Here is a 19,669-nt window from a genome sequence, read left to right on the forward strand (position 1 = left end):
TCATAGGGTCCGGGCGGACTACCGCCGGACGTTTCCTTGGCGGGCGACGGGAAAGCGGAACACGCCGCCCGTGATCGGGGAACGGAGGCGGCGCAGCACCTCGCCGGTCCTGGTCAGGTCGGGCAGTTGTTCGGCCAGGGCCCGGAGGGCGGCCTCGGCGGCCAGCCGCGCCGCCGGGCCGACGAGGCCGTCGGCGCGGCCGTCCTCGGGGAAGGGGTGCCGGTCATGGGCGGGGCGGTGGACGTCGAACCGCTCCGGGTCGCGGTGGCGGCGGGGGTCGCGGTGGGCCGCCTCGGTGAGCAGGACGACCTCCTCGTCCGCGGCCACCCGGGTCCCCGCGAGTTCGAGGTCCTCGCGCGCGTACAGCCGGTGCAGGCGGACGGGGGGCGCGTGGCGCAGCGTCTCCGCGACGGCGGCCCGCGCGAGGCCGGGGTCCTCGCACAGGGCCCGCCACTGCCCGGGGTGGTCCAGGAGGAGTGCGACGGCGTTGCCGGTCAGGTTGGCGGCGGCGTCGACGCCGACCAGGGCCAGCAGGGCGCACACCGTCAGGACGTCGTCGGGCGACGGCCGCCCGTCGGGGGCGGGGGTCGCCGAGAGGCGGCGGGGAAGGCCGGCGAGGGCGCCGGTGTCCGCGTCCTCGGTACGGCCCGCGTCGCGGGGGCCGGCGGCGCGGGATCCGTCCAGCGTCCGCGCGAGCAGAGCCCTGAGTTCCGGGAGCGCGGTGCCGTACCGGCGGGCCGTGTCCAGGCGCGGGGGGCAGAGCGTGGCGTCGAGGACGCCGCTGAGTTCCCCGCAGAGCTCCGCGAAGCGGACTGCCCGGTGCTCCGGAACGCCGAGCAGGACGCGGCCGGCGTCCACCGTGGCGGGCCGGATCAGGTCGTCCATCAGGTCGAACCGCTCCCCCACCGTCGAGGCGCGGTGCCGGTAGGCCCGGACGGCCGCCGCGGGTCGGCCGCGCAGCGCGGTTTCGCCGAGGACGGGCGCGGCCCACTTCCCCAGCCGGTCGTACTCCTCCCGGTCGAGCGCCGCCGGAAGCCCGGTCAGCGGCAGCGCCTCCCGCAGGGACGGGACGTCCCACGGGGCGGGTTCCTCGGCCGGCTCCCCGGGCGGGGGGCCGGCGTCGGGGGGCCGGGGGGTGAGGCGCCGGTCGGCCAGCGCGGCCGTGACCACCTCGTGGTCGGCCGTCACCCACGCCCCGGCGCTGCTCCAGTACAGAGGGCCCCGCTCACGGACGCGCCGGCCCAGTTCGGCCCGGTCGTCCCCGGCCGCGCGCAGCAGCAGCGCGTACGGGTCGCCTTTCGTGCCCAGGATCCACTGGACGCCGCGCAGGGTCAGCAGGACGCGTCCCCACGCACTGTCGGTCATGCTCGCCACCATGGGCAGGGACGCTAGGCAGAGCTCCTCGACCCCCTCTCGACTTCCCTTGGCTCCGGCCGGACCGGCCCGTCGAGCCGGACACGAGGGGAGCGTGGCACCGGCCCCCTAGGGTGACGCGGTCATGGACATCATCGGCAACGGTTTCATCGCCCGGCATCTGTGGCCGCTGCGCGGGGCGCACCCCGGGGTGACGGTGCTGGCGGCGGGCGTCCCGCGCCAGCACCTGCCGGATTCCGAGCACGAGCGGGAGGCGGAGCTCGTACGGGAGACGGTCGCGCGCTGCCGGAGCCGGGGCGAACTGCTGGTCTTCTTCTCGACGGCCAGCATGTACGGCGGTCCCGGCTGCCGGGGCCGGGAGGACGACCCGATCGTTCCGACCACGCGCTACGGCCGGCACAAGTTCGACCTGGAGACCACGATCCGGGAGTCCGGTGTGGCGCACCTCGTGCTGCGCCTCTCCTACGTACTGGGGCCGAACGGGCCCGATTTCCGGCTGGTGCCCGCCCTGGTGTCGCAGGTGCGGGCGGGGCGGGTCCGGGTGCATCCGGGGGCCCGGCGCGATCTGCTGCACGTCGCGGACTTCGTCGGGCTCGTCGACCGGCTGCTCGCCTGCGGAGTGCGCGACGAGACGGTGAACGTGGCCTCGGGGGACTGCGTGGACGTCCTCGCGGTCGTCGCCCACCTCAAGCACCGTCTGGGGCTCGATGCCGTGGAGGAGGTGGTGGGCGGGGGTGAGAGCGCCTTCTCGCACTGTCCGTCGGTGGAGAGGCTGCGGGCCCTGGTGCCCGAGCCGGCGGGTTCGGTGTTCGGGCCCGGCTACCACCGGCTCGCCCTGGACCGCTATCTCCGCGAGACGGGCGCACGGCCGGCGGTGGACCACGCGACAGCGGCGTTCCAACGGTCGTCGAACCGCGCCGGACATCATCGGACCTCCCCGTCGCAGCGGGCGGCCGGGGACGAGTGAAGGAAGCGGGGAACGCGATGGCGACGTACGACAGGGGCCGGGCGGTCACGGCGGACCTGCGCGGCCCGAGGACCTCCTCGGGCCGTGCGCTGCTCACGCCGCTGACCGCACATCTCCCCCTGATACGGGACGGAGCGCGGCAGGGGGACCGGGACGGTGCCTTCCCGGTCGAGGTGTTCGAGCAGCTCCGCACGAGCGGGGTGCTCGGGGCCACCGTGCCGGAGGAGCTCGGCGGGCTGGGCGTCTCCTCCCTGTACGACGTCTGCCTGGCCCTGGCGGCTGTGGCGGAGGCGGACGCGTCCACCGCGCTCGCCCTGCACATGCAGCTCAGCCGGGGTCTGACGCTCACCCATGAGTGGCGCCACGGGGACGAGGGGGCCCGGACCCTGGCCGAGCGGCTGCTCCGGGGCATGGGCTCGGGCGAGGCGGTGGTGTGCACCACGGTGAAGGACGCGGGCGGGGGCCGGGTGGTCACGCGGCTGCACCCGGCGCCGGACGGCGGCTGGCTGCTGTCGGGCCGCAAGACGCTGGCGAGCATGGCACCGATCGCCACCGACTTCGTGGTCTCGGCGCGGGTGGAGGTGGCGGGGGTGACGCGGTCGGCGGCCGCCGTGCTGCCCCGGGAGACCCCGGGTCTTACCGTCCTGGACGACTGGGACGGGCTCGGCATGCGGGCCTCCGGCAGCGTGGACATCCTGCTGGAGGACTGCCCGGTCCGTCTTGAGGACGTGTTCCTGCGGGGGCCGCTCGGGGAGCGCGACGACGCGGCCCTGGCCGGTCAGACCGTCAGTTCCATCACCATGCTGGGGATCTACGTGGGGGTGGCCCAGGCCGCCCGGGACCACGTGGTGGCGGAGCTGACCCGGCGCGGAAGCGCGCCGCCGGCGGGGGTGCGCACGCTCCTCGCGGAGATCGAGGCGCGGTTGCACGCGCTCCGTACGACGGTGGCGGGCACGCTGTCGGCTGCGGACCACCTGGCGTACGAGTTCGACGGTGATCCGCTGGAGCGCGGCCGGCGCATGATGTTCGACTTCCAGCGGGCCAAGCTGACGGTCAACCGGCTGGCGCCGGAGATCGTCGCGGACTGCGTGACGGTGATCGGCGGCGCCTCCTACGCGGGGTCCCATCCGCTGGCGCGTCTCTCCCGGGATGTCAGGGCGGGCTCGTTCATGCACCCGTTCACCTACCCGGACGCGGTGGACTGGCTCTCCGAGGCGGCCCTGGGCGGTCCGAAGAACTGAGCCGCCGCGCCGCGGGGCCATGGGAAAGGGGAGGGACGGGGCGACCCGTCCCTCCCCTTCCCCCGGTGCCGGGCGGTCCCTGCGGCCCCGCCCGGCTCCTCCGTCCTTCCCGGTCCTCCTCGGGCTCAGGAGTCGGGGGCGCCGTCCCCGGCATGTGCGGCCGCGTGCTCCATCGTGATGGTGCTGTTGCGGCCGAGGACGTCACGCACGAAGGCGCGGGCGTCGGCGACGGTGGCGTCCGGCCCCAGGACCGCCGTGACGGCCTTCTCGTCGAGGACCACGGTGTGGACGGAGGTGATCCGGGCCCCGTGCGCGTCCTCCTCGAACAGCCACCGTCCGGTGTGCGCCGTCATCAGCGCGGGGGTGTGCAACTGCTTGTAGACGATCCGATCGTCCGGGAAGCAGATCCGGACGGAGCGCGTGGTGTGGGTGGACCCGTCCGGGGCCCGGGTCTCCATCTCCAGGGTCTGGATCCCGGGGACGTCCTCCTCCAGGGCGGCGCGGGCCACGTGCGGCAGCCGCTCGGGCCAGAGGTCCGCCCGGTCGACGAAGGCGTAGGCGGCCTCGATGCCGACGGGGACCTCGACCGTGTCCTCGAAGGTCAGGGTCAGGTCCTCGGCGTCTCCGGTCCGTTCGGCCGCTGTGCGCAGGGCGTCCAGTTCGGCGCCGCTGTTGCGGTCGACGGCCCGCTCGATCCACGCCACGTTGTCGGGGTCGTCGCCGACGGCCCGGAAGTCGTGCAGCAGGCGGACCCGGGTGCGGGTGTCGTCGACCGGCTCGACGATCCACTCCCCGCCCATGGCCGCGACCGGCGGCTGGGAGACCTCCTGCCGGAAGGAGACGCGGAGGCCGTCGTGGTCCAGTTCCCGGTGCGAGGTCCAGGTCTTGACCTCGCCGTTGGCGGTGGCCCAGATCCGGATGCGCTCCTCCGCCGCGCTTCCGTCGGCGGGTTCGGTGTGCTCGACGCGCTCCACGTGCACGGTGGGCGGGAAGGTCTCCGGCCATCGGCCGACGTCGGCGATCAGGTCGAAGACACGGCGCGCCGGGGCGGCCACCGTGATCGTGTGCTCGGTGCGGTGGGTGGTCGGGGGGTGTGGCATGGTCCTCCTCCAGCTCGGGTCCGGGTCGGCGGCGCCAGCTTCCGCGCCGGCTCTGTTCAGGGACTCGACGACGGCTCGGCACCGGGCGGGCGGACGGAGAGGGCGTGGTGGAACAGGTCCAGCGGGTCCCAGCGTTCCTTGACCCGGCGGAGCCTTGCGTACAGGTCTCGGTGGTAGAGGGTGCTCCAGGGCACACCCGAGGTGTTCAGCCGGGGGTTGGCGAGGTCGTTGTCCGGATAGTTGACGTACGCACCGCTGTTGGCGTCGTTCGGCACCGGGACGCCGCCGGTGTCGGCGTGGAGTTCGCGGTAGAGGTCCCGGACCCAGGCGAGTTGACGCCCGGTCTGTTCCTCCTCGCCCCAGAGGGCCTCGTGCACGGCGCTGAAGAGGCAGTCCCGGTGAGGCATGGCGGTGGCCTCCGAGGGTACGTCGTTGATCCGTCCGCCGAGGAAGGTGAGGTAGACGGCGGCGGTGGCGAACTCCGCGCCGCCGCGGCTCAGATGGTCGTGGAGGACGCCGATCTGACGGTCGTCCCAGGGCTTGCGCAGCAGTGTGGACTTGGACTTGAACCGGGCTCCGCCGGGCCATTGGACGCCGCCGAGGACGGACTTCAGCCACGGGGTCGTGGTCGAGGTCGAGGTGTGCGGCGCCCCGGCGGCGCCGGTCAGTCCGGCGGCGAAGGCGTCCAGGAGCTCCCCCGCGCGGGGGTGGGCCGCGTCGAGGGCGGCGTCCACGGTGATCAGCCCGTTCGCGCGGTGGCCGAGGGTGAGCCCGCTCGACAGCTCCCCGTAGGGCGAGTCGGAGCCGATGTGCCGGTGGTGCCAGTCCCCGTGGGCGCGCAGGAGCCGGGTGAAGGCCGCGCGGTCCAGGTCCTGCCACCGCCAGCCGAGGGACATCGAGCGCGTGGCGCCGGGCGGCCGGGGCAGGAGCTCGGCCGGGCCACCGGCGGCACCGGGCGTCCGGAACAGGTAGCGGGTCACGACGCCGAAATTGCCTCCGCCCCCGCCGGTGTGGGCCCACCACAGGTCGCGCTCGGCCCCGGTGGAGTCACGGGTGGCCGTCACGAGGCGGGCCCTGCCCGCCGGATCCGTGACGACGACCTCGACGCCGTGGAGATGGTCGACGACCAGACCGTACCGCCGTGAGAGCGCGCCGTACCCGCCGCCGGCGACGTGGCCCCCGACACCGACGGCCGGACAGCCGCCGCCGGGCAGGGTGACGCCCCATCCGAGGTAGAGGGTGCGGTAGACCCGTCCGAGCGTGGCACCCGCTTCGACGGCGAAGACCCGTCGCCGCGGATCGTAGGAGACCTCCGTCATCTCGGAGACGTCGATGAGGACCCGGACTGCCGGGTCGTCGACGAGGTTCTCGAAGCAGTGGCCGCCGCTGCGGACCGCGACCCGCCTGCGGCCCCGGGCCGCCTCCTCCACCGCCCGGACCACCTGCTCCGCCGAGCCGACCAGGTGCACGACGTCCGGGGAGCCGGTGAAGCGGCCGTTGTACCCGCGGGTGGTGAGTTCGGCGTACCGGGGGTCGTCCGGTTCCAGCACCACCGGCCCCAGCGTCCGCGGACTCCCCGCGCCGGGGGTGGAGGCGGCGGCGGGGCCGCCGAGGAGCGTGGCGCCCCCGGAGAGCGCCGAGAGTTCCAGCAGCCGTCTGCGCGTGAGTCGTGCCAAGGGGAGCACCGCCCTTCCCGTCCGGCCGTGGCCGATCGCCTCGCCGGCGGCCAGCGTGCTCGTCCTCGCTGGCGGGACGGTGGAGTCGTGCTCGTACGGCGGCGCCGGACGGGACCGGAGCGGACGCTTCGAAAGGCGGATCGAGACCGTCAGGGAAGCTGACAAAGACGTTATTAACGCTTCTAAGCTCGAAGAAGTCAAGAGCTCAGAGCCTCTGGCTTCCCCTCCCCCTGCCCCAGAACCGAGCCGGCCGGTCCGGGCACGGGCCGGGTCCACCCTGAGCCGCCCCATGAACCCCGTACGGGAGAACCCATGATCCGCACCCGCGGGCTCACCCGCAGTTTCCGCGCCAAAGGAGAGACCGTCGAAGCCGTGCGCGGCCTCGACCTCGACATCGAAGCCGGCTCCGTGGTCGCCTTCCTCGGCCCCAACGGCGCCGGGAAGACCACCAGTCTGCGGATGCTGACGACCCTGCTCCCGCCGACCTCGGGCACCGCCGTCGTCGCCGGCCACGACGTGCTGGCCGACCCGTCGGGCGTCCGCCACCGCATCGGCTACCTCGGCCAGGGCAACAGCGCCGGCAGCAACTTCCGGGTCGTCGACGAACTGATCACCCAGGGCCGCGCCTACGGCCTGGCCCGCGCGGAGTCCCGCACCCGGGCGGAGCGCCTGCTGGCCGCGCTCGAACTGGAGGGCCTGGCCAAGCGGACGGTGGGCACCCTGTCGGGCGGCCAGCGCCGCCGCCTGGACATCGCCATGGCCCTGGTCCACGAGCCGGAACTGCTCTTCCTCGACGAACCCACCACGGGGCTCGACCCGCACAGTCGCGCCAACATCTGGGAGCACGTGCTGCGGCTGCACAAGGAGCTCGGCACCACGATCGTCTTCACCACCCACTACCTGGAGGAGGCGGACCTCTGGGCCCGGCGGGTGATGGTGGTCGACCACGGCCGGGTGATCGCCGACGACTCCCCCGAGAAGCTCAAGTCCGATCTGGCCGGCGACCGCATCACCCTGGGGGCCGCCGACCGCGCCGACGCCGAGCGGGCCGCCGAACTCACCCGCACCCTCCCCGGCGTCCACGAGGTCACCGTCGACGGCACGGAGGTGCGGGTGCGCACTCCCCACGGAGACGCCCGGCTCCCGGTCCTGCTGCGGAACCTGGAGGACGTCGGAGTGCGGGTGCTCACCGCCCGGCTCACCCGCCCCACCCTCGACGACGTCTTCCTCGGCCTGACCGGCCGCACCCTGCGGGAGAGCGCCGACGCCACCGCCCCGACCACCACGCACGACGGAGCCTGACCATGAAGGTGCTCAACGACACCCGTACCGCCTTCGCCCGCGAACTGGGGCCCGAGCTGCGCCAGCCGGCCGGCCTCCTCTTCACGATGCTGCTGCCCTTCCTCTTCCTCGCCCTCTTCGCGCCCTTACTCCCGGCCATGGCCTCCCCGGGCGGGGAGACGGGCTCGCCCTGGCAGTGGTTCGTGCCGGGAATGCTCGTCCTGCTGGCCCTCTCCGCCACCGCGGGGGCGGGCGCCTCCCTGCTCAACGAGATGTCCTCGGGGACCTTCGAGCGCATGCTCGTGACCCCGCTGAACCGGGCCGCGATGCTCGTCGGACGGGCGCTGAAGGAAGTCGTGATCCTGCTGACGCAGGCCCTGCTGATCCTCGCCCTGCTGCTGCCGACCGACTTCCGGCTCCACCCGCTCGGCGCCCTGGCGGGCCTGGCGCTGCTGACCGTCTTCGGGATCGGGATCAGTGCCCTCTCCTTCACCCTCGCCCTCCACTCCCGCAAGCAGCAGACCCTGTTCTACGGCGTGCAGCAGATGATCTTCTTCCCGCTGCTGCTGCTCTCCGGGGTCCTGCTCCCCATCACCGAGGCGTCGGCCCCCACCTGGCTCTACGTCCTGAGCCGGATCAACCCCGCGACCTACGTGGTCGAGGCCGAACGCGCCCTGTTCGACGGCCGCTTGGCCGAGACGGGCGTGCTGTACGGGATCCTCGCCGCGACGGCCATCGCGGTGCTGGGGGTCGTCGCGGGCATCCGCGGCATGCGCAACGCCTCGGTCTGACGCTCCGTGTGACGCGCCGTCCGGCCGTCCCCACCCACCGCAGTCCGAGCCCGTACGCGAAGGAGCACCGCCCCCGTGACAGCCGAAGTCTCCCGCAGCGCCCCGAGTCCCCGGGCCCGCACCGTGGACGTCTGGTTCGACCCCGCCTGCGCCTACACCTGGCTGACCAGCCGCTGGCTGCGGGAGGCGGCCCGGGTCCGTCCGCTGGAACTGCGCTGGCACCTGATGAGCCTGTCCCTCCTCAACGAGGGCCGGGACGACGACCCCGAGGGTGACCCGGAGGGATATCTGATGGTGCCGGTGCGGATCGGCACCGCCGTCCGGCACCACCACGGGCAGAAGGCCCTGGCCCGCTTCCACGCCTCGCTGTGGGCCGATCTCGGCGCCCCCGGGGAGCAGGGCGGAGACAGCCGGAAGTGGATCAACGATCCGGCCCTGGCCCTGGCCCACGCGGGCCTGCCGGAGGAGCTGGCGGCGGCCGGGACCTCCACCGCCTACGACGGGGAGCTGCGGGCCTCGCACGCGAAGGCCTTGGAGCTGCTGGGCCCCCGGCCCGGGACGCCGGTGGTCGCCGTCGGCGAGCCGGGCGAACCGGACCGCCCCTCCCCGGTCTTCTTCGGGCCGGTCATCTCCCGCGTACCGAAGGGGGAGGCGGCGGGGCGGTTGTGGGACGGGACGCTGCTGGTGGCCGGCACCCCCGGGTTCCACGCGCTCAAGGGGAGGCCCGCCGACCCGGATCCGGACGTGACCGGGGCGGAGGTGGATCCGGCGTGACCGGGCCCGCGCCGACCGGCCGTCGGGCGGGGCGTGCGGTCGCCCGCGGGTCCCCGGGGTCAGTAGTTGCCGAGGCCGCCGCAGACGTTGAGGGCCTGGGCGGTGACGGGGGCGGCCGTGTCGGTGATCAGGTAGCCGACCAGGCCCGCCACCTCCTCGGGGGTGGTGTACCGGCCCAGGGGGATCTTCGCCTGGAACCGTTCGAGCACGGCCTCGGTGGAGATGTCCCACGCCGCCGCGTACCCCGCGCGGACCCGCTCCGCCATCGGCGTCTCGACATACCCCGGGCAGACGGCGTTGACCGTGATGCCGGTCCTGGCCAGTTCCAGGCCCAGGGCCTTGGTGAAACCGACCACGGCGTGCTTGGAGGCCGAGTAGGGCGCACCGAGCACCACGCCCTGCTTCCCGCCCGTGGAGGCGATGTTGACGACCCGCCCCCGGCCCCGGTCCAGCATGCCGCCGGTGGTCAGCACCGCCCTGGTCACCCGGAACACGCTGTGGAGGTTGGTGTCGACGACGTCGAGCCACAGCTCGTCCGTCAGGCCGGCCGTGGGGCCGCCCCCGCTGCGTCCCGCGTTGTTGACGAGGACGTCGATCGGACCGTACCGGTCGACGGCGGCGCGGACGAAGGCGTCCACCTGCCCGGTGGAGCGCACGTCGCAGGTCTGTCCGTCGGCGTCCACACCCTCCCCGCGCAGGAGTTCGACGGTGGCGGCGACGGAGTCGGCGTCCCGCGCGCAGAGGAAGACCCGCAGGCCGTCCCTGCCGAGCGAGCGGGCCACGGCGAGACCGATCCCGCTGGTCGCCCCGGTGACGACGGCGACCCGTCCTTCGGTGCCGGTCATGGTTCCTCCCGGATCGTGGCATCGGATGTGCGTTCGCGGCCCGAGGGTGGCAACGGACGCTCGACAGGCGGTCGACCGGCCGCGTTCACCGCGGTTCTAGCCGTTCGAGAGGACGGCCGGGAAACGTCGGCGGGTCCGGGACCGGGCCTGCCGCACACACGATGAGAGACGAAGGAGAAGGAACCATGACCGTTCTGGTGACGGGTGCCACGGGGAACGTGGGCCGGCATGTGGTGGCGGGGCTGCTGAAGGCGGGTGAGCGGGTCCGTGCCATGACCCGCTCGCCCGAGCGCGCCTCGCTGCCGGAAGGGGTGGAGACGGTCCGGGGCGACCTCGCCGATCCGGCGAGTCTCGACGCCGCCCTCTCCGGTGTCGACCGGGCGTACCTCTTCCCGCTGCCGGGAACCGCCGAGGAGTTCACCGCCCGGGCCGTCAAGGCGGGGGTGCGACGGATCGTCGTGCTCTCCTCCGTGGCGGCCGAGTACGCCGATGGGGACTACAGCGGCGACCACCACACGGCGGTGGAACGGGCGGTGGAGGCGTCCGGTGCCGAGTGGACCCACGTCAGGCCGGGCGAGTTCATGGCCAACCTGCTGGACTGGTGGGCCCCCTCGATCCGGGCCGAGGGCGTGGTCCGCGCTCCCTTCGGCGCGACCCGCAGCACCCCCGTGCACGAGGCCGACATCGCCGACGTGGCGGTGACGGCGCTGCTGGAGGACGGGCACGCCGGGAAGGCGTACTCCTTCGCCGGCCCGGAGTCCCTGGCGAAGACCGAGCAGGTGCGTGTGCTGAGCGAGGTCCTCGGCCGCGAGATCCGCTTCGAGGAACTGACGGTGGAAGCGGCCCGCACGCTGTGGCTGGGCCAGGGGATGTCCGCCGAGGCGGTCGACTGGCTGCTCCAGGACCCGGTGGACGTGCCGGTGGGCCCCACCGCCGAGCGGGTCACCGGACGGCCGGCCCGCACCTTCGCCCAGTGGGTGGCCGACCACCGGGCGGACTTCTGACGGGCCGCGTCCCGAGGGCGTTCAGCGGCGGTTGAGCGGGGCTCCAGCCGGCCCGCCGACGGTGGTCGGGACCTTCTTCGCGGACCGATGGGAAACGCCCTCATGGTGGATGTCGCACAGAACGCCCTGATCCGACGGCTGGTCCGGGCCGGAGCCGGCTCCGACGACGAGATCGACGCCCTGCTGAAGGAGGCCGGTCTCGCGGACGTGGCAGCCGTCCTCGTCGGGGAGGTGCTGTTCCGCTGCCCGGACCCGGTCAACACCGCCCCCGTCGACGTGGCGCTGGACGTCACCCACGGCGGGGAGCGGCACTCCGCCGTCCTGCGCATGGTGCGCGACGAACCGATCCGCGCGGTCGGGGACGACTCCGCGCGGGTGCGCTCCCGGGTGACCTTCACGGCGGCGGGGCTGCTCCGCCGGCTCCACGGGCCGGCGGACTCCCCGCGCACCGGGGACTTCCACAACTCCTTCGTGCCGACGCCCGGGGAGCCGGGGCAGGTGCGGGAGCTGCTCGCCGAGATGAACACGGTGCTGCGCGCGGCGGCCCAGGCCACCGCCACCCTGATGGCCGGCTGCACGGGGCGCGCCCCCGACCTGGGTGAGCTCTCCATCCGGTACGGCTCCGACAAGTGGGCCAGCTTCCACTGGTACACGGCGCACTACGAGCGCCACTTCGCCCCGTACCGGGACCGGCCGGTGCGGATCCTGGAGATCGGCATCGGCGGCTTCGACGACGACCTCGGCGGCGGCTCGCTGAAGATGTGGAAGCGCTACTTCCCCCGGGGCACGGTCTTCGGCCTGGACATCTACGACAAGACGGCGCTGACCGAGCCCCGGCTGACGGCGCTGGTCGGGGACCAGAACGACCCGGAGTTCCTGACCGGGCTGGCCCGCGAGCACGGGCCGTTCGACATCGTCATCGACGACGGCAGCCATGTGAACGAGCACGTACGCACCTCGTTCCGGACCCTCTTCCCGTACGTGCGGCCCGGGGGCCTCTACGTGATCGAGGACCTCCAGACCGCGTACTTCACCGACTTCGGCGGCAGCGCGGGCGGGGTCGCGGGCCCCGACACCTCGCTCGGTCTCGTCAAGGAGCTGATCGACGACCTGCACCACCGGGAGCACCGCGATCCCGCCGTCGTCCGCCCCACCCCGACGCAGAGCACCGTCACGGCGGTGCACGCCTACCACAACATCGTCTTCGTGGAGAAGGGGACGAACGGGGAGGACACGCTGCCCACGTGGATGGACGCCGACGTGTGGACCGCGCTCGGCGCCAAATGAGCGGCCGGGGAGAACGAGGAGGAAGGAGGGGAGCGGCTGTGCGCGTTCTGTTCACCGTGTCCACGTGGCCCACCCAGTACGCGGCCATGGTGCCGCTGGGATGGGCGCTCCAGGCGGCCGGCCACGAGGTCAGGGTGCTGTGCGCCCCCTCGCAGGCGGCCGCGGTGGGACGGGCCGGCCTGGTACCCGTGCCGGTCCTCGGGGGCATGGAGGAGGTCCTGCGGCTCCGCCTGCAGTACCACGCGGAGGCGGTGGCCGGGATCTGGCCGTACCCGTGGCTCCCTCCCCACCCGCTGACGGGCGAACGGCTCGACCGCCTCGACGCCTTCGACACCCGGCGCTTCGAGCGGGAGGTCGCGCCCGAGCTGGACGCGTCGACGGCCCGGAGCTTCGACGCGGCCGTGGACTATGCCCGGGACTGGCGGCCGGACCTGGTCCTGTACGACCCGGGAAGCCTGGAGGGGCTGCTGGCCGCCGACGTCCTGGGCGTTCCGGCGGCGCTCTGCCTCTGGGGTCCGGCGAGCCCGCACGACCCCGATCACATGCGGATCGTTCCCACCGACCGCAGCGGATCGTTCGCCCGGTACGGCCTGGGGCCGTTCGACCTGACGATGATCGAGCGGGTCGTGGACCCCAACCCGCCGTCCCTGAAGGTGCCGATCGGGTCCGCGCGGCTGCCGGTGCGCTACGTCCCGTACAACGGCGCCGGGTCCGCCCCGGCGTGGACCGCGCGGCCACCGGAGGGCCGCAGGGTCTGCGTCACCTGGTCCACGGCCCTGTCCACCGTCTCCGGCCCCGACTCCTATCTGCTCCCCCGGATCGTCGCCGCCCTCGACGGACTGGACTGCGAGGTCGTGCTCACCGCGACCGCGCGGGACGTGGCCGCGCTCGGCCCGGTGCCGTCCTCCGTCCGTGTGGCGGAGAACCTGCCGCTGGCCGCCCTGCTGCCGGGCTCCGCCGCCGTCGTCCACCACGGCGGCAGCGGCAGCACGCTCACGTCCCTGTGGGCGGGGGTCCCGCAGTTCATCGCGACGTTCGCGTCGGAACAGCAGGTCACCGGGGAGCGGGTGGCCGCCACCGGGGCCGCGCTCCACGTCCCCGGGCACCTCGCGGACGAGGCGGCGATCCGGGCCGGCGTGGAGCGGCTGATCGAGGACGGCGCCCATCGGGCCGCGGCCGGGCGGCTCCGTGAGGAGGTCGCGGAGGCACCGACGCCGGCCGCGCTCACCACCGCGCTGGAGGCCCTGGCGACCGGCGCCTGAGGCGCCGGATCCCGGCAGCGGATCCGGGTGCGCGAAGGTCGAGGCGCATACGAGGTCCGCTGCCGATCCTGCGGGGCATGACCATCCGAAGCGAGGGAACCGAAGGAACAGGCCGTGAGGCCCGGCCAGGGGCTGGGGCAGGGCGGGGGATCGTCGTCACCGGCGGCGGCACCGGCATCGGCCGGGCCACGGCCCGCGCGTTCGCCGCGGGCGGGGACCGGGTGCTCGTCGTCGGACGCACCGCGGCCGCGCTCGACGCGACCGCCGAGGGGCACCCCGGCATCCGGGGCCTCGTCGCCGACGTCACGGAGCCGGACGCCCCCGAGCGGATCGTCGACACGGCCCTGGACGTCCTCGGGCGGATCGACGTCCTGGTCAACAACGCGGCCGCGATGGGGTACCGCCCGCTGGCCGCGCTGGACCGGACCGAGGCCGAACGGCAGCTCCACACCAATCTCCTGGCCCCGGTCCTGCTCACCCGGGCCGCCCTGGAACCGCTGGCGGAACGGTCCGGCACGGTGGTGAACATCGGCTCGGCCGGCGCCCTGGGTCTGAGGTCCTGGCCGGACAACGGCCTGTACGGGGCGGCCAAGGCCGGGCTCGACTTCCTCACCCGCACCTGGGCCGTCGAACTGGCCCCGCGCGGCATCCGGGTGGTCGGAGTCGCCCCCGGGGTGACCGACGTCGGTGCCGGCCCGGGGCCGGACGGCGGCGACCCGGCGTACGGGGACTTCCTGAAGGGGATCGCCGCCCGGACGCCGAGCGGCCGGGTCGGCCGTCCCGAGGAGATGGCCTGGTGGATCGTGCAGCTCACCCGGCCGGAGGCCGCCTACGCCAACGGGACGGTGGTTCCGGTGGACGGCGGGCTCTCCCTGACGTGACCCCGGTCGTCCCACCGTCCCGCCCGGCGGCCCCGCCCGCACGTCGACCCGGTCCGTCCGTCCGAAAGGGGAGCGCCGATGCGCGTCCTGTTCCAGCCCTTCGCCGCCGCCACCCACGTGGCCGCCCAGGTCCCGCTCGCCTGGGCGCTGCGCGCGGCCGGTCACGAGGTGCGGGTCGCCACCCAGCCGGACGTGGTCGAGGACATCACCGGGGCCGGCCTGACGGCGGTACCGGTCGGTGAGTCCCTGCACGTCGCCGCCAAGATGAACCCCGCCGGGGCGGACCTGCCGGAGGAACTGCGCGACGGCGCCTGGCTGCGGGTCCTCGACCCGGGTGAGGTCCGTCCGGAGCGGCTGACGCCCGAACACCTGCACGGGGTCTTCGCCGCCTGGACGCCACTGGTCCACCGGAACACGGTGCCGGACCGGATGATCGACGACCTCGTCGCCTTCGCCCGGGACTGGCGGCCGGACCTGGTCGTCTGGGACACCATGACCTACGCGGGCCCGGTCGCCGCCCGTGCCGTCGGCGCCGCGCACGCCCGCCTGATGTTCGGGCTCGACCTGGTCGGTCTGCTGCGCGAGCGGTACCGGGCCGTCCTCGACCGGCTGCCGCCGCAGCTGCGGGACGACCCGCTGGAGGAGTGGTTGGGGCCCGTCCTGGAACGCCACGGCCTGGAGGGTCCCGGCCGGGGCTTCGACGAGGAGCTCGTGGTCGGCCAGTGGACCCTGGACCCGGTGCCCGCCTCCCTCGCCCTGCCGGTCTCCCTGCCACGGGTTCCGGTGCGTTACGTGCCGTACAACGGCCGGGCGGGCGCGCCCCTCCGGCTGGACGAGCCCACCGGACGGCGGCGGATCTGCCTCACTCTCGGCGTCTCCTTCCGGGAGGTGGTCGGCGAGGACCAGGCGTCGGTCGGCGCGTTGCTGGAGGCCGTGGCCGACCTGGACGTCGAGGTGGTGGCCACGCTCGACGCCGGGCAGCTCTCCGCCCTCGGGCCGCTGCCGCCGAACGTCCGGGCGTTCGACTTCGTCCCGCTGGACGAACTCCTGCCGAGCTGCGCGGCGGTCATCCACCACGGCGGGGCGGGTACCTTCCTGACCGCCCTGGCCCACGGGGTCCCGCAGGTCGTCGTCCCGTCCCGGATGTGGTGCAACACCCCGCGCGCGGAGCGGGCCGGGGCGGCCGGGGTGGCGCTGACGTGTCCGCCCGAGCGGCTCACGGCCGGCCGGCTGCGCGCGATGGTCACCCGCGTACTCGACGACCCGTCGTTCGCGCGTGCGGCGGCCCGGGTGCGCACCGAGATGCTCGGGACACCGACGCCGGCCGGGATCGTACCCGTCCTCGAACGGCTGACGGCCGCCCACCGGACGGGCGCATGACATACGGTCGGAGCCGGAAGATCGCTGTCTCCGAGGATTGGGGCGACGTCACCTTGAGGACGCACATTCCGTATCTCCTGGCCGTGGCGAGCACCGTCGCGACGCGGCGGGTGGACGAGCGTCTGGCCGCGTACGACCTGACGGTGCGCCAGTACGGCCTGCTCGCCCAGCTCTCGCTCGAACCCGAACTGACCATGGCGGAGCTGGCCCGTCAGCTGGGCATCGCCCGGCAGTCGGTGCACCAGCTGGTCAACGAACTCGTCGAGGCCGGCCACGTACGCCGCCGCCCGGGTGCCGACGACCGCTCGCGGCGGCTGGAGATCACCGACACCGCGCACTACCTGCTGACCCGCATCGACGAGCCGCTGCGGCGGGTGGAGGCGGAACTGCTCGGCGATCTCGCCCCGTACGAGGCCGAGACCCTGCGCGGCCTCCTCCAGCGCGTCCTGGCGCACGCCACCGACGACGAGGCGTGGCTGCCCGCCCGCTGACGACTCCCCCGCGCGCACCAACGGGGGTCGAGGCGGTGTCGAGGTCCGCTCCCTAGCCTCGCCGCCATGCGTGTGCTCTTCGTCACCCTGGCCGCCCCGCCCCACTTCTTCGCCCAGGTGCCGCTGGCCTGGGCCCTGCGCGCCGCCGGACACGACGTGCGCGTCGCCAGTCAGCCCGACCTCATGGACACCGTCACCGCCGCCGGGCTGCCCGCGGTGCCTGTAGGACCCCGGCTCGCCCAGGACGAGTCCGTGGAGAAGCTCCGGCAGCGGCGGGAGAAGGCCGCCGAACGCCTGGCGGAGCCGCCGGACGCCCAGGAACTCATGCGGATGGCGGAGGACCGGCCCGAACGGCTGACCCCCGACTTCCTGGACGGCCTGTTCACGGTGATGACCTCGGCCATCTTCCAGAACTTCTCGGCCGAGGAGACCGTGGACGACCTGGTGGCACTGGCCCGGCGGTGGCGCCCCGATCTCGTCGTCTGGGACACCCTGATGATGGGCGGGGCGGTCGCCGCGCGCGCCTCCGGGGCGGCCCACGCCCGGCTCCTCTACGGACTCGACCTGGTGGGCGCGGCGCGGGAACGGCACCTGGCCGCGTCGGCCGGCCGTCCCCGGGGACTGCGGGAGGACCCGCTGGCCGAATGGCTCGGCTGGACGGCGGCCCGGTACGGCGTCGGGTTCACGGAGGACCTGGTGACCGGCCAGTGGACCCTCGACCCCGCCCCGGCCTCGCTGCGCCCTCCCACCGCCCTGCCGTGGGTGCCCGTCCGCCACGTTCCGTACAACGGGCGGTCCGTGGTGCCGGAGTGGTTGCGCGAACCGCCGGCCCGGCGCCGGGTCTGCCTCACCCTGGGGCTCTCGTTCCGTGAGGTGATGGGCGGTGAGCAGACCTCCGTACCGGCTCTGCTGGAGTCGTTGGGCGAGCTGGACGCCGAGGTGGTGGCGACCCTCGACTCCGGGCAGTTGGCCGAGGTCGGCCACGTCCCGGGCAATGTGCGGGTGGTGGACTTCGTACCGCTGGACGCCCTGCTGCCCACCTGCTCGGCGATCGTGCACCAGGGTGGCTTCGGCACCGCGCAGAACGCGCTGGTGCACGGCGTGCCCCAGATCGTCGTCCCCAACGACCTGTGGGACATCCACCCCCGGGCGGCGCTGATCGAACGGTCGGGGGCCGGACTGCGCCCGTCCGGGTCCGGTCCGCTGCGCCCGGCGGAGCTGCGGGGCCTGGTGACGCGGGTGCTGGAGGAGCCCTCGTACGCGCGGAACGCGGCCCGGCTGCGGAACGAGATCGAGGCGGCCCCCTCGCCCGCCGACCTGGTTCCGGTCCTCCAAGCGCTGACCGCGCGTCACCGCCGGCTCAGCTGAGCCGGTCCAGCGCCTCGGCCAGGGCCGCGCGCCACGACCGGGGCGCCGGGATGCCCGCCTCACGCCACCGGTCGTGGCCCAGCACCGTGTACCGGGGCCGGGGGGCGCGCCCGCCGAAGACCGCGGCGGACACCGGCCTCACCCGCCGGGGATCGGCGCCGACCAGCCGGAACACCTCGCGTGCCAGCTCGTACCAGCTGGCCCGGCCCGCGTTGGTGGCGTGGAAGACGCCGTGCGCCCCGGGGACGCCTCCGAGGGCGATCAGGGAGCGCGCCACGTCGGCCGCCCACGTCGGCTGCCCCACCAGATCGGCCACCACGTCCACGGGGTCGCCGCCCCGCGCCCGCTCGGACATGGTGCGGACGAAACTGGGCCCGTGCTCACCGTGGAGCCAGGCGGTGCGGACCACGGCCCCCAGGTCCGGCAGGAGCGCGAGGACCGCCCGTTCGCCCGCCCGTTTGCTGCGTCCGTAGACGTTGAGGGGGGCCGTGGGGTGGTCCTCGGGGTACGGGGAGCCGGCATCACCGGGGAAGACGTAGTCGGTGGAGAGGTGCAGCAGCCGGGTCCCGTGGCGCGCGCACAGGCCGGCGAGGTGCCGGGGGCCTTCGGCGTTGACGCGGAAGGCCCGGTCCGGGTCCGTCTCGGCCGCCTCCACGGCCGTGTAGGCGGCGCAGTTGACCACGAGGCCGGGGCGGTGCCGGGCGAAGGCCGCGGCGAGCGCGTCGGGTTCGGTGACGTCCAGGGCCCGCCGGTCCAGGCCGACCGCGTCCGCGCCCTCGGCCGCCAGGGCCGCCGTCACCTCACGGCCGAGGAGTCCGCCCGCCCCCGTGACCAGCCACCTCATCCCGGGGCCCGGACGGCTGTGTCCAGCGGCTCGCGCAGACGGCGCTTGAGCGGTTCCCACCAGTCGCGGTGCCGCCGGTACCAGTCGACGGTGGCCGGGAGGCCGTCGGCGAAGGCGTGCCGGGGACGGTAGCCGAGCTCGGCGCGGGCCTTGCCGTCGTCGAGGGCGTAGCGCCGGTCGTGGCCCTTGCGATCGGGCACCCGCCGGATCCGGCTGGAGTCGGCCCCGCAGGCGTCGAGGAGCAGGTCGGTCAGTTCCCGGTTGGTGAGGCCGGTGCCGCCGCCGAGGTGGTAGACCTCGCCGGCCCGTCCCCGGGTGCGGACCAGGTCGATGCCGGCACAGTGGTCCTCGACGTGCACCCACTCGCGTACGTGGGTGCCCTCGCCGTAGAGCGGCACGTGCTCCCCGTCCAGCAGGTTGGTGACGAAGAGCGGGATCAGCTTCTCCGGGAACTGGCGCGGCCCGTAGTTGTTGGAACAGCGGGTGATCCGCACGTCGAGGCCGTGGGTGCGGTGCTGGGCCAGGGCGAGCAGGTCGGATGCGGCCTTGGAGGCCGCGTAGGGGGAGTTGGGGCTCAGCGGGCAGTCCTCGGTCCAGGCGCCCTCGGCGATGGAGCCGTAGACCTCGTCGGTCGAGACGTGGACGAAGGGGCCGACGCCGTGGCGCACGGCCGCGTCGAGGAGCGTCTGGGTGCCCAGCACGTTGGTGCGGACGAAGGGCTCCGCTCCGGTGATGGAGCGGTCCACGTGCGATTCGGCGGCGAAGTGCACCACCTGGTCGGCGCCGGCCGTCAGCCGGTCGACCAGGACGGGGTCGCAGATGTCCCCGTGCACGAACCGCAGTCGGGGGTGGGAGACGTCGAGGTTGTCGAGACTGCTCGCGTAGGTCAGGCGGTCCAGCACGGTGACGTGGACGGCCGGGTCCTCGGACAGCAGGGAACGGACGTAGGCCGAGCCGATGAAACCGGCCGCTCCGGTAAGCAGGAGATTCACGCGGGTCACGGTGCCCGCCGCGGGTCGAGCATTCGACGACGGTCCCTGGTCGCGGCCCTCTTCCGGCTCCATCCGTCGTCGACCCGTCGGTGACCGGCGCGGCCGAGACTC

General features: G+C 74.2%; 18 protein-coding genes. 12 read left to right on the forward strand and 6 right to left on the reverse strand.

Annotation, left to right across the window (positions count from 1 at the left end; genetic code table 11):
* Nucleotides 1-18: 18 nt before the first annotated feature.
* A complete protein-coding gene (locus tag ACFWV2_RS06625) occupies nucleotides 19-1,365 on the reverse strand; it encodes a P450-derived glycosyltransferase activator (protein ID WP_384402631.1) in 1,347 nt (448 codons plus the stop codon).
* A gap of 133 nt (nucleotides 1,366-1,498) precedes the next feature.
* On the opposite strand from ACFWV2_RS06625, the gene ACFWV2_RS06630 reads away from it, so the two are divergent.
* Entirely contained in the window at nucleotides 1,499-2,341 is an 843-nt protein-coding gene (locus ACFWV2_RS06630; protein WP_384402634.1) for an NAD-dependent epimerase/dehydratase family protein, read from the forward strand.
* A gap of 17 nt (nucleotides 2,342-2,358) precedes the next feature.
* On the forward strand, nucleotides 2,359-3,582 hold the full coding sequence (locus ACFWV2_RS06635) for an acyl-CoA dehydrogenase family protein (RefSeq protein ID WP_384402637.1): 1,224 nt from the start codon (nucleotides 2,359-2,361) through the stop codon (nucleotides 3,580-3,582).
* A 125-nt stretch (nucleotides 3,583-3,707) separates the two neighbouring features.
* Here ACFWV2_RS06635 and ACFWV2_RS06640 read toward each other — a convergent pair whose 3' ends face one another.
* Together ACFWV2_RS06640 and ACFWV2_RS06645 are read right to left on the reverse strand one after the other, a co-directional pair.
* Nucleotides 3,708-4,682: an aromatase/cyclase gene (locus ACFWV2_RS06640; protein ID WP_384402640.1), complete on the reverse strand. Its 975-nt coding sequence runs from the start codon at nucleotides 4,680-4,682 to the stop codon at nucleotides 3,708-3,710.
* Nucleotides 4,683-4,738: 56 nt separating this feature from the next.
* Nucleotides 4,739-6,358, reverse strand: coding sequence for an FAD-binding oxidoreductase (locus tag ACFWV2_RS06645; protein WP_384402643.1), 1,620 nt, complete (start codon nucleotides 6,356-6,358; stop codon nucleotides 4,739-4,741).
* Nucleotides 6,359-6,670: 312 nt separating this feature from the next.
* Between ACFWV2_RS06645 and ACFWV2_RS06650 the strand changes: the two genes are divergently transcribed.
* The 3 genes from ACFWV2_RS06650 (at nucleotide 6,671) to ACFWV2_RS06660 (ending at nucleotide 9,204) form a co-directional block, all read left to right on the forward strand.
* Nucleotides 6,671-7,660, forward strand: a complete 990-nt coding sequence (locus tag ACFWV2_RS06650) for an ATP-binding cassette domain-containing protein (RefSeq protein ID WP_384402646.1) — start codon at nucleotides 6,671-6,673, stop codon at nucleotides 7,658-7,660.
* Nucleotides 7,661-7,662: 2 nt separating this feature from the next.
* On the forward strand, nucleotides 7,663-8,430 hold the full coding sequence (locus ACFWV2_RS06655) for an ABC transporter permease (protein WP_384402649.1): 768 nt from the start codon (nucleotides 7,663-7,665) through the stop codon (nucleotides 8,428-8,430).
* Nucleotides 8,431-8,505: 75 nt separating this feature from the next.
* Nucleotides 8,506-9,204, forward strand: a complete 699-nt coding sequence (locus ACFWV2_RS06660) for a disulfide bond formation protein DsbA (protein WP_384402652.1) — start codon at nucleotides 8,506-8,508, stop codon at nucleotides 9,202-9,204.
* A gap of 59 nt (nucleotides 9,205-9,263) precedes the next feature.
* On the opposite strand, the gene ACFWV2_RS06665 is transcribed toward ACFWV2_RS06660, so the two are convergent.
* Complete coding sequence (locus ACFWV2_RS06665) at nucleotides 9,264-10,049, reverse strand: SDR family NAD(P)-dependent oxidoreductase (RefSeq protein ID WP_384402655.1); 786 nt, start codon at nucleotides 10,047-10,049, stop codon at nucleotides 9,264-9,266.
* Between the two features lie 185 nt (nucleotides 10,050-10,234).
* On the opposite strand from ACFWV2_RS06665, the gene ACFWV2_RS06670 reads away from it, so the two are divergent.
* From ACFWV2_RS06670 to ACFWV2_RS06700, 7 genes are all read left to right on the forward strand, one after another.
* Nucleotides 10,235-11,053 carry an NAD(P)H-binding protein gene (locus ACFWV2_RS06670; RefSeq protein ID WP_384402658.1) on the forward strand — a complete coding sequence of 273 codons (819 nt, stop codon included), beginning with the start codon at nucleotides 10,235-10,237 and terminating at the stop codon, nucleotides 11,051-11,053.
* A gap of 102 nt (nucleotides 11,054-11,155) precedes the next feature.
* On the forward strand, nucleotides 11,156-12,340 hold the full coding sequence (locus ACFWV2_RS06675) for a hypothetical protein (RefSeq protein ID WP_384402661.1): 1,185 nt from the start codon (nucleotides 11,156-11,158) through the stop codon (nucleotides 12,338-12,340).
* 38 nt (nucleotides 12,341-12,378) lie between these two features.
* Nucleotides 12,379-13,602: a nucleotide disphospho-sugar-binding domain-containing protein gene (locus ACFWV2_RS06680; RefSeq protein ID WP_384402665.1), complete on the forward strand. Its 1,224-nt coding sequence runs from the start codon at nucleotides 12,379-12,381 to the stop codon at nucleotides 13,600-13,602.
* Nucleotides 13,603-13,679: 77 nt separating this feature from the next.
* A complete protein-coding gene (locus ACFWV2_RS06685) occupies nucleotides 13,680-14,483 on the forward strand; it encodes an SDR family NAD(P)-dependent oxidoreductase (RefSeq protein WP_384402668.1) in 804 nt (267 codons plus the stop codon).
* A gap of 78 nt (nucleotides 14,484-14,561) precedes the next feature.
* Complete coding sequence (locus ACFWV2_RS06690) at nucleotides 14,562-15,863, forward strand: activator-dependent family glycosyltransferase (protein WP_384402670.1); 1,302 nt, start codon at nucleotides 14,562-14,564, stop codon at nucleotides 15,861-15,863.
* 83 nt (nucleotides 15,864-15,946) lie between these two features.
* Nucleotides 15,947-16,354 carry a MarR family winged helix-turn-helix transcriptional regulator gene (locus ACFWV2_RS06695; RefSeq protein ID WP_384402673.1) on the forward strand — a complete coding sequence of 136 codons (408 nt, stop codon included), beginning with the start codon at nucleotides 15,947-15,949 and terminating at the stop codon, nucleotides 16,352-16,354.
* Nucleotides 16,355-16,420: 66 nt separating this feature from the next.
* Nucleotides 16,421-17,722, forward strand: coding sequence for an activator-dependent family glycosyltransferase (locus ACFWV2_RS06700; RefSeq protein WP_384402676.1), 1,302 nt, complete (start codon nucleotides 16,421-16,423; stop codon nucleotides 17,720-17,722).
* On the opposite strand, the gene rfbD is transcribed toward ACFWV2_RS06700, so the two are convergent.
* Both rfbD and rfbB read right to left on the reverse strand, forming a co-directional pair.
* A complete protein-coding gene (rfbD, locus tag ACFWV2_RS06705; protein ID WP_384402679.1) occupies nucleotides 17,715-18,566 on the reverse strand; it encodes a dTDP-4-dehydrorhamnose reductase in 852 nt (283 codons plus the stop codon). The two genes, ACFWV2_RS06700 and rfbD, sit on opposite strands and share 8 nt — an antisense overlap.
* Nucleotides 18,563-19,558 (reverse strand): dTDP-glucose 4,6-dehydratase, encoded by a 996-nt coding sequence (gene rfbB, locus ACFWV2_RS06710; RefSeq protein ID WP_384402682.1) that lies wholly within the window; start codon nucleotides 19,556-19,558, stop codon nucleotides 18,563-18,565. Before rfbB ends, rfbD begins: the two co-directional genes overlap by 4 nt.
* Nucleotides 19,559-19,669: the final 111 nt, after the last annotated feature.

It is taken from the genome of Streptomyces sp. NPDC058671 (genome assembly GCF_042716475.1).
GTDB lineage: Bacteria > Actinomycetota > Actinomycetes > Streptomycetales > Streptomycetaceae > Streptomyces.

Excerpts from the sequence above, each read along its gene's own strand:
- ACFWV2_RS06625 (WP_384402631.1), bottom strand. The coding sequence starts at position 1,365 with ATGACCGACAGTGCGTGGGGACGCGTCCTGCTGACCCTGCGCGGCGTC.
- ACFWV2_RS06630 (WP_384402634.1), top strand. The coding sequence starts at position 1,499 with ATGGACATCATCGGCAACGGTTTCATCGCCCGGCATCTGTGGCCGCTG.
- ACFWV2_RS06635 (WP_384402637.1), top strand. The coding sequence starts at position 2,359 with ATGGCGACGTACGACAGGGGCCGGGCGGTCACGGCGGACCTGCGCGGC.
- ACFWV2_RS06640 (WP_384402640.1), bottom strand. The coding sequence starts at position 4,682 with ATGCCACACCCCCCGACCACCCACCGCACCGAGCACACGATCACGGTG.
- ACFWV2_RS06650 (WP_384402646.1), top strand. The coding sequence starts at position 6,671 with ATGATCCGCACCCGCGGGCTCACCCGCAGTTTCCGCGCCAAAGGAGAG.
- ACFWV2_RS06655 (WP_384402649.1), top strand. The coding sequence starts at position 7,663 with ATGAAGGTGCTCAACGACACCCGTACCGCCTTCGCCCGCGAACTGGGG.
- ACFWV2_RS06665 (WP_384402655.1), bottom strand. The coding sequence starts at position 10,049 with ATGACCGGCACCGAAGGACGGGTCGCCGTCGTCACCGGGGCGACCAGC.
- ACFWV2_RS06670 (WP_384402658.1), top strand. The coding sequence starts at position 10,235 with ATGACCGTTCTGGTGACGGGTGCCACGGGGAACGTGGGCCGGCATGTG.
- ACFWV2_RS06675 (WP_384402661.1), top strand. The coding sequence starts at position 11,156 with ATGGTGGATGTCGCACAGAACGCCCTGATCCGACGGCTGGTCCGGGCC.
- ACFWV2_RS06685 (WP_384402668.1), top strand. The coding sequence starts at position 13,680 with ATGACCATCCGAAGCGAGGGAACCGAAGGAACAGGCCGTGAGGCCCGG.
- ACFWV2_RS06690 (WP_384402670.1), top strand. The coding sequence starts at position 14,562 with ATGCGCGTCCTGTTCCAGCCCTTCGCCGCCGCCACCCACGTGGCCGCC.
- ACFWV2_RS06700 (WP_384402676.1), top strand. The coding sequence starts at position 16,421 with ATGCGTGTGCTCTTCGTCACCCTGGCCGCCCCGCCCCACTTCTTCGCC.
- rfbD (WP_384402679.1), bottom strand. The coding sequence starts at position 18,566 with ATGAGGTGGCTGGTCACGGGGGCGGGCGGACTCCTCGGCCGTGAGGTG.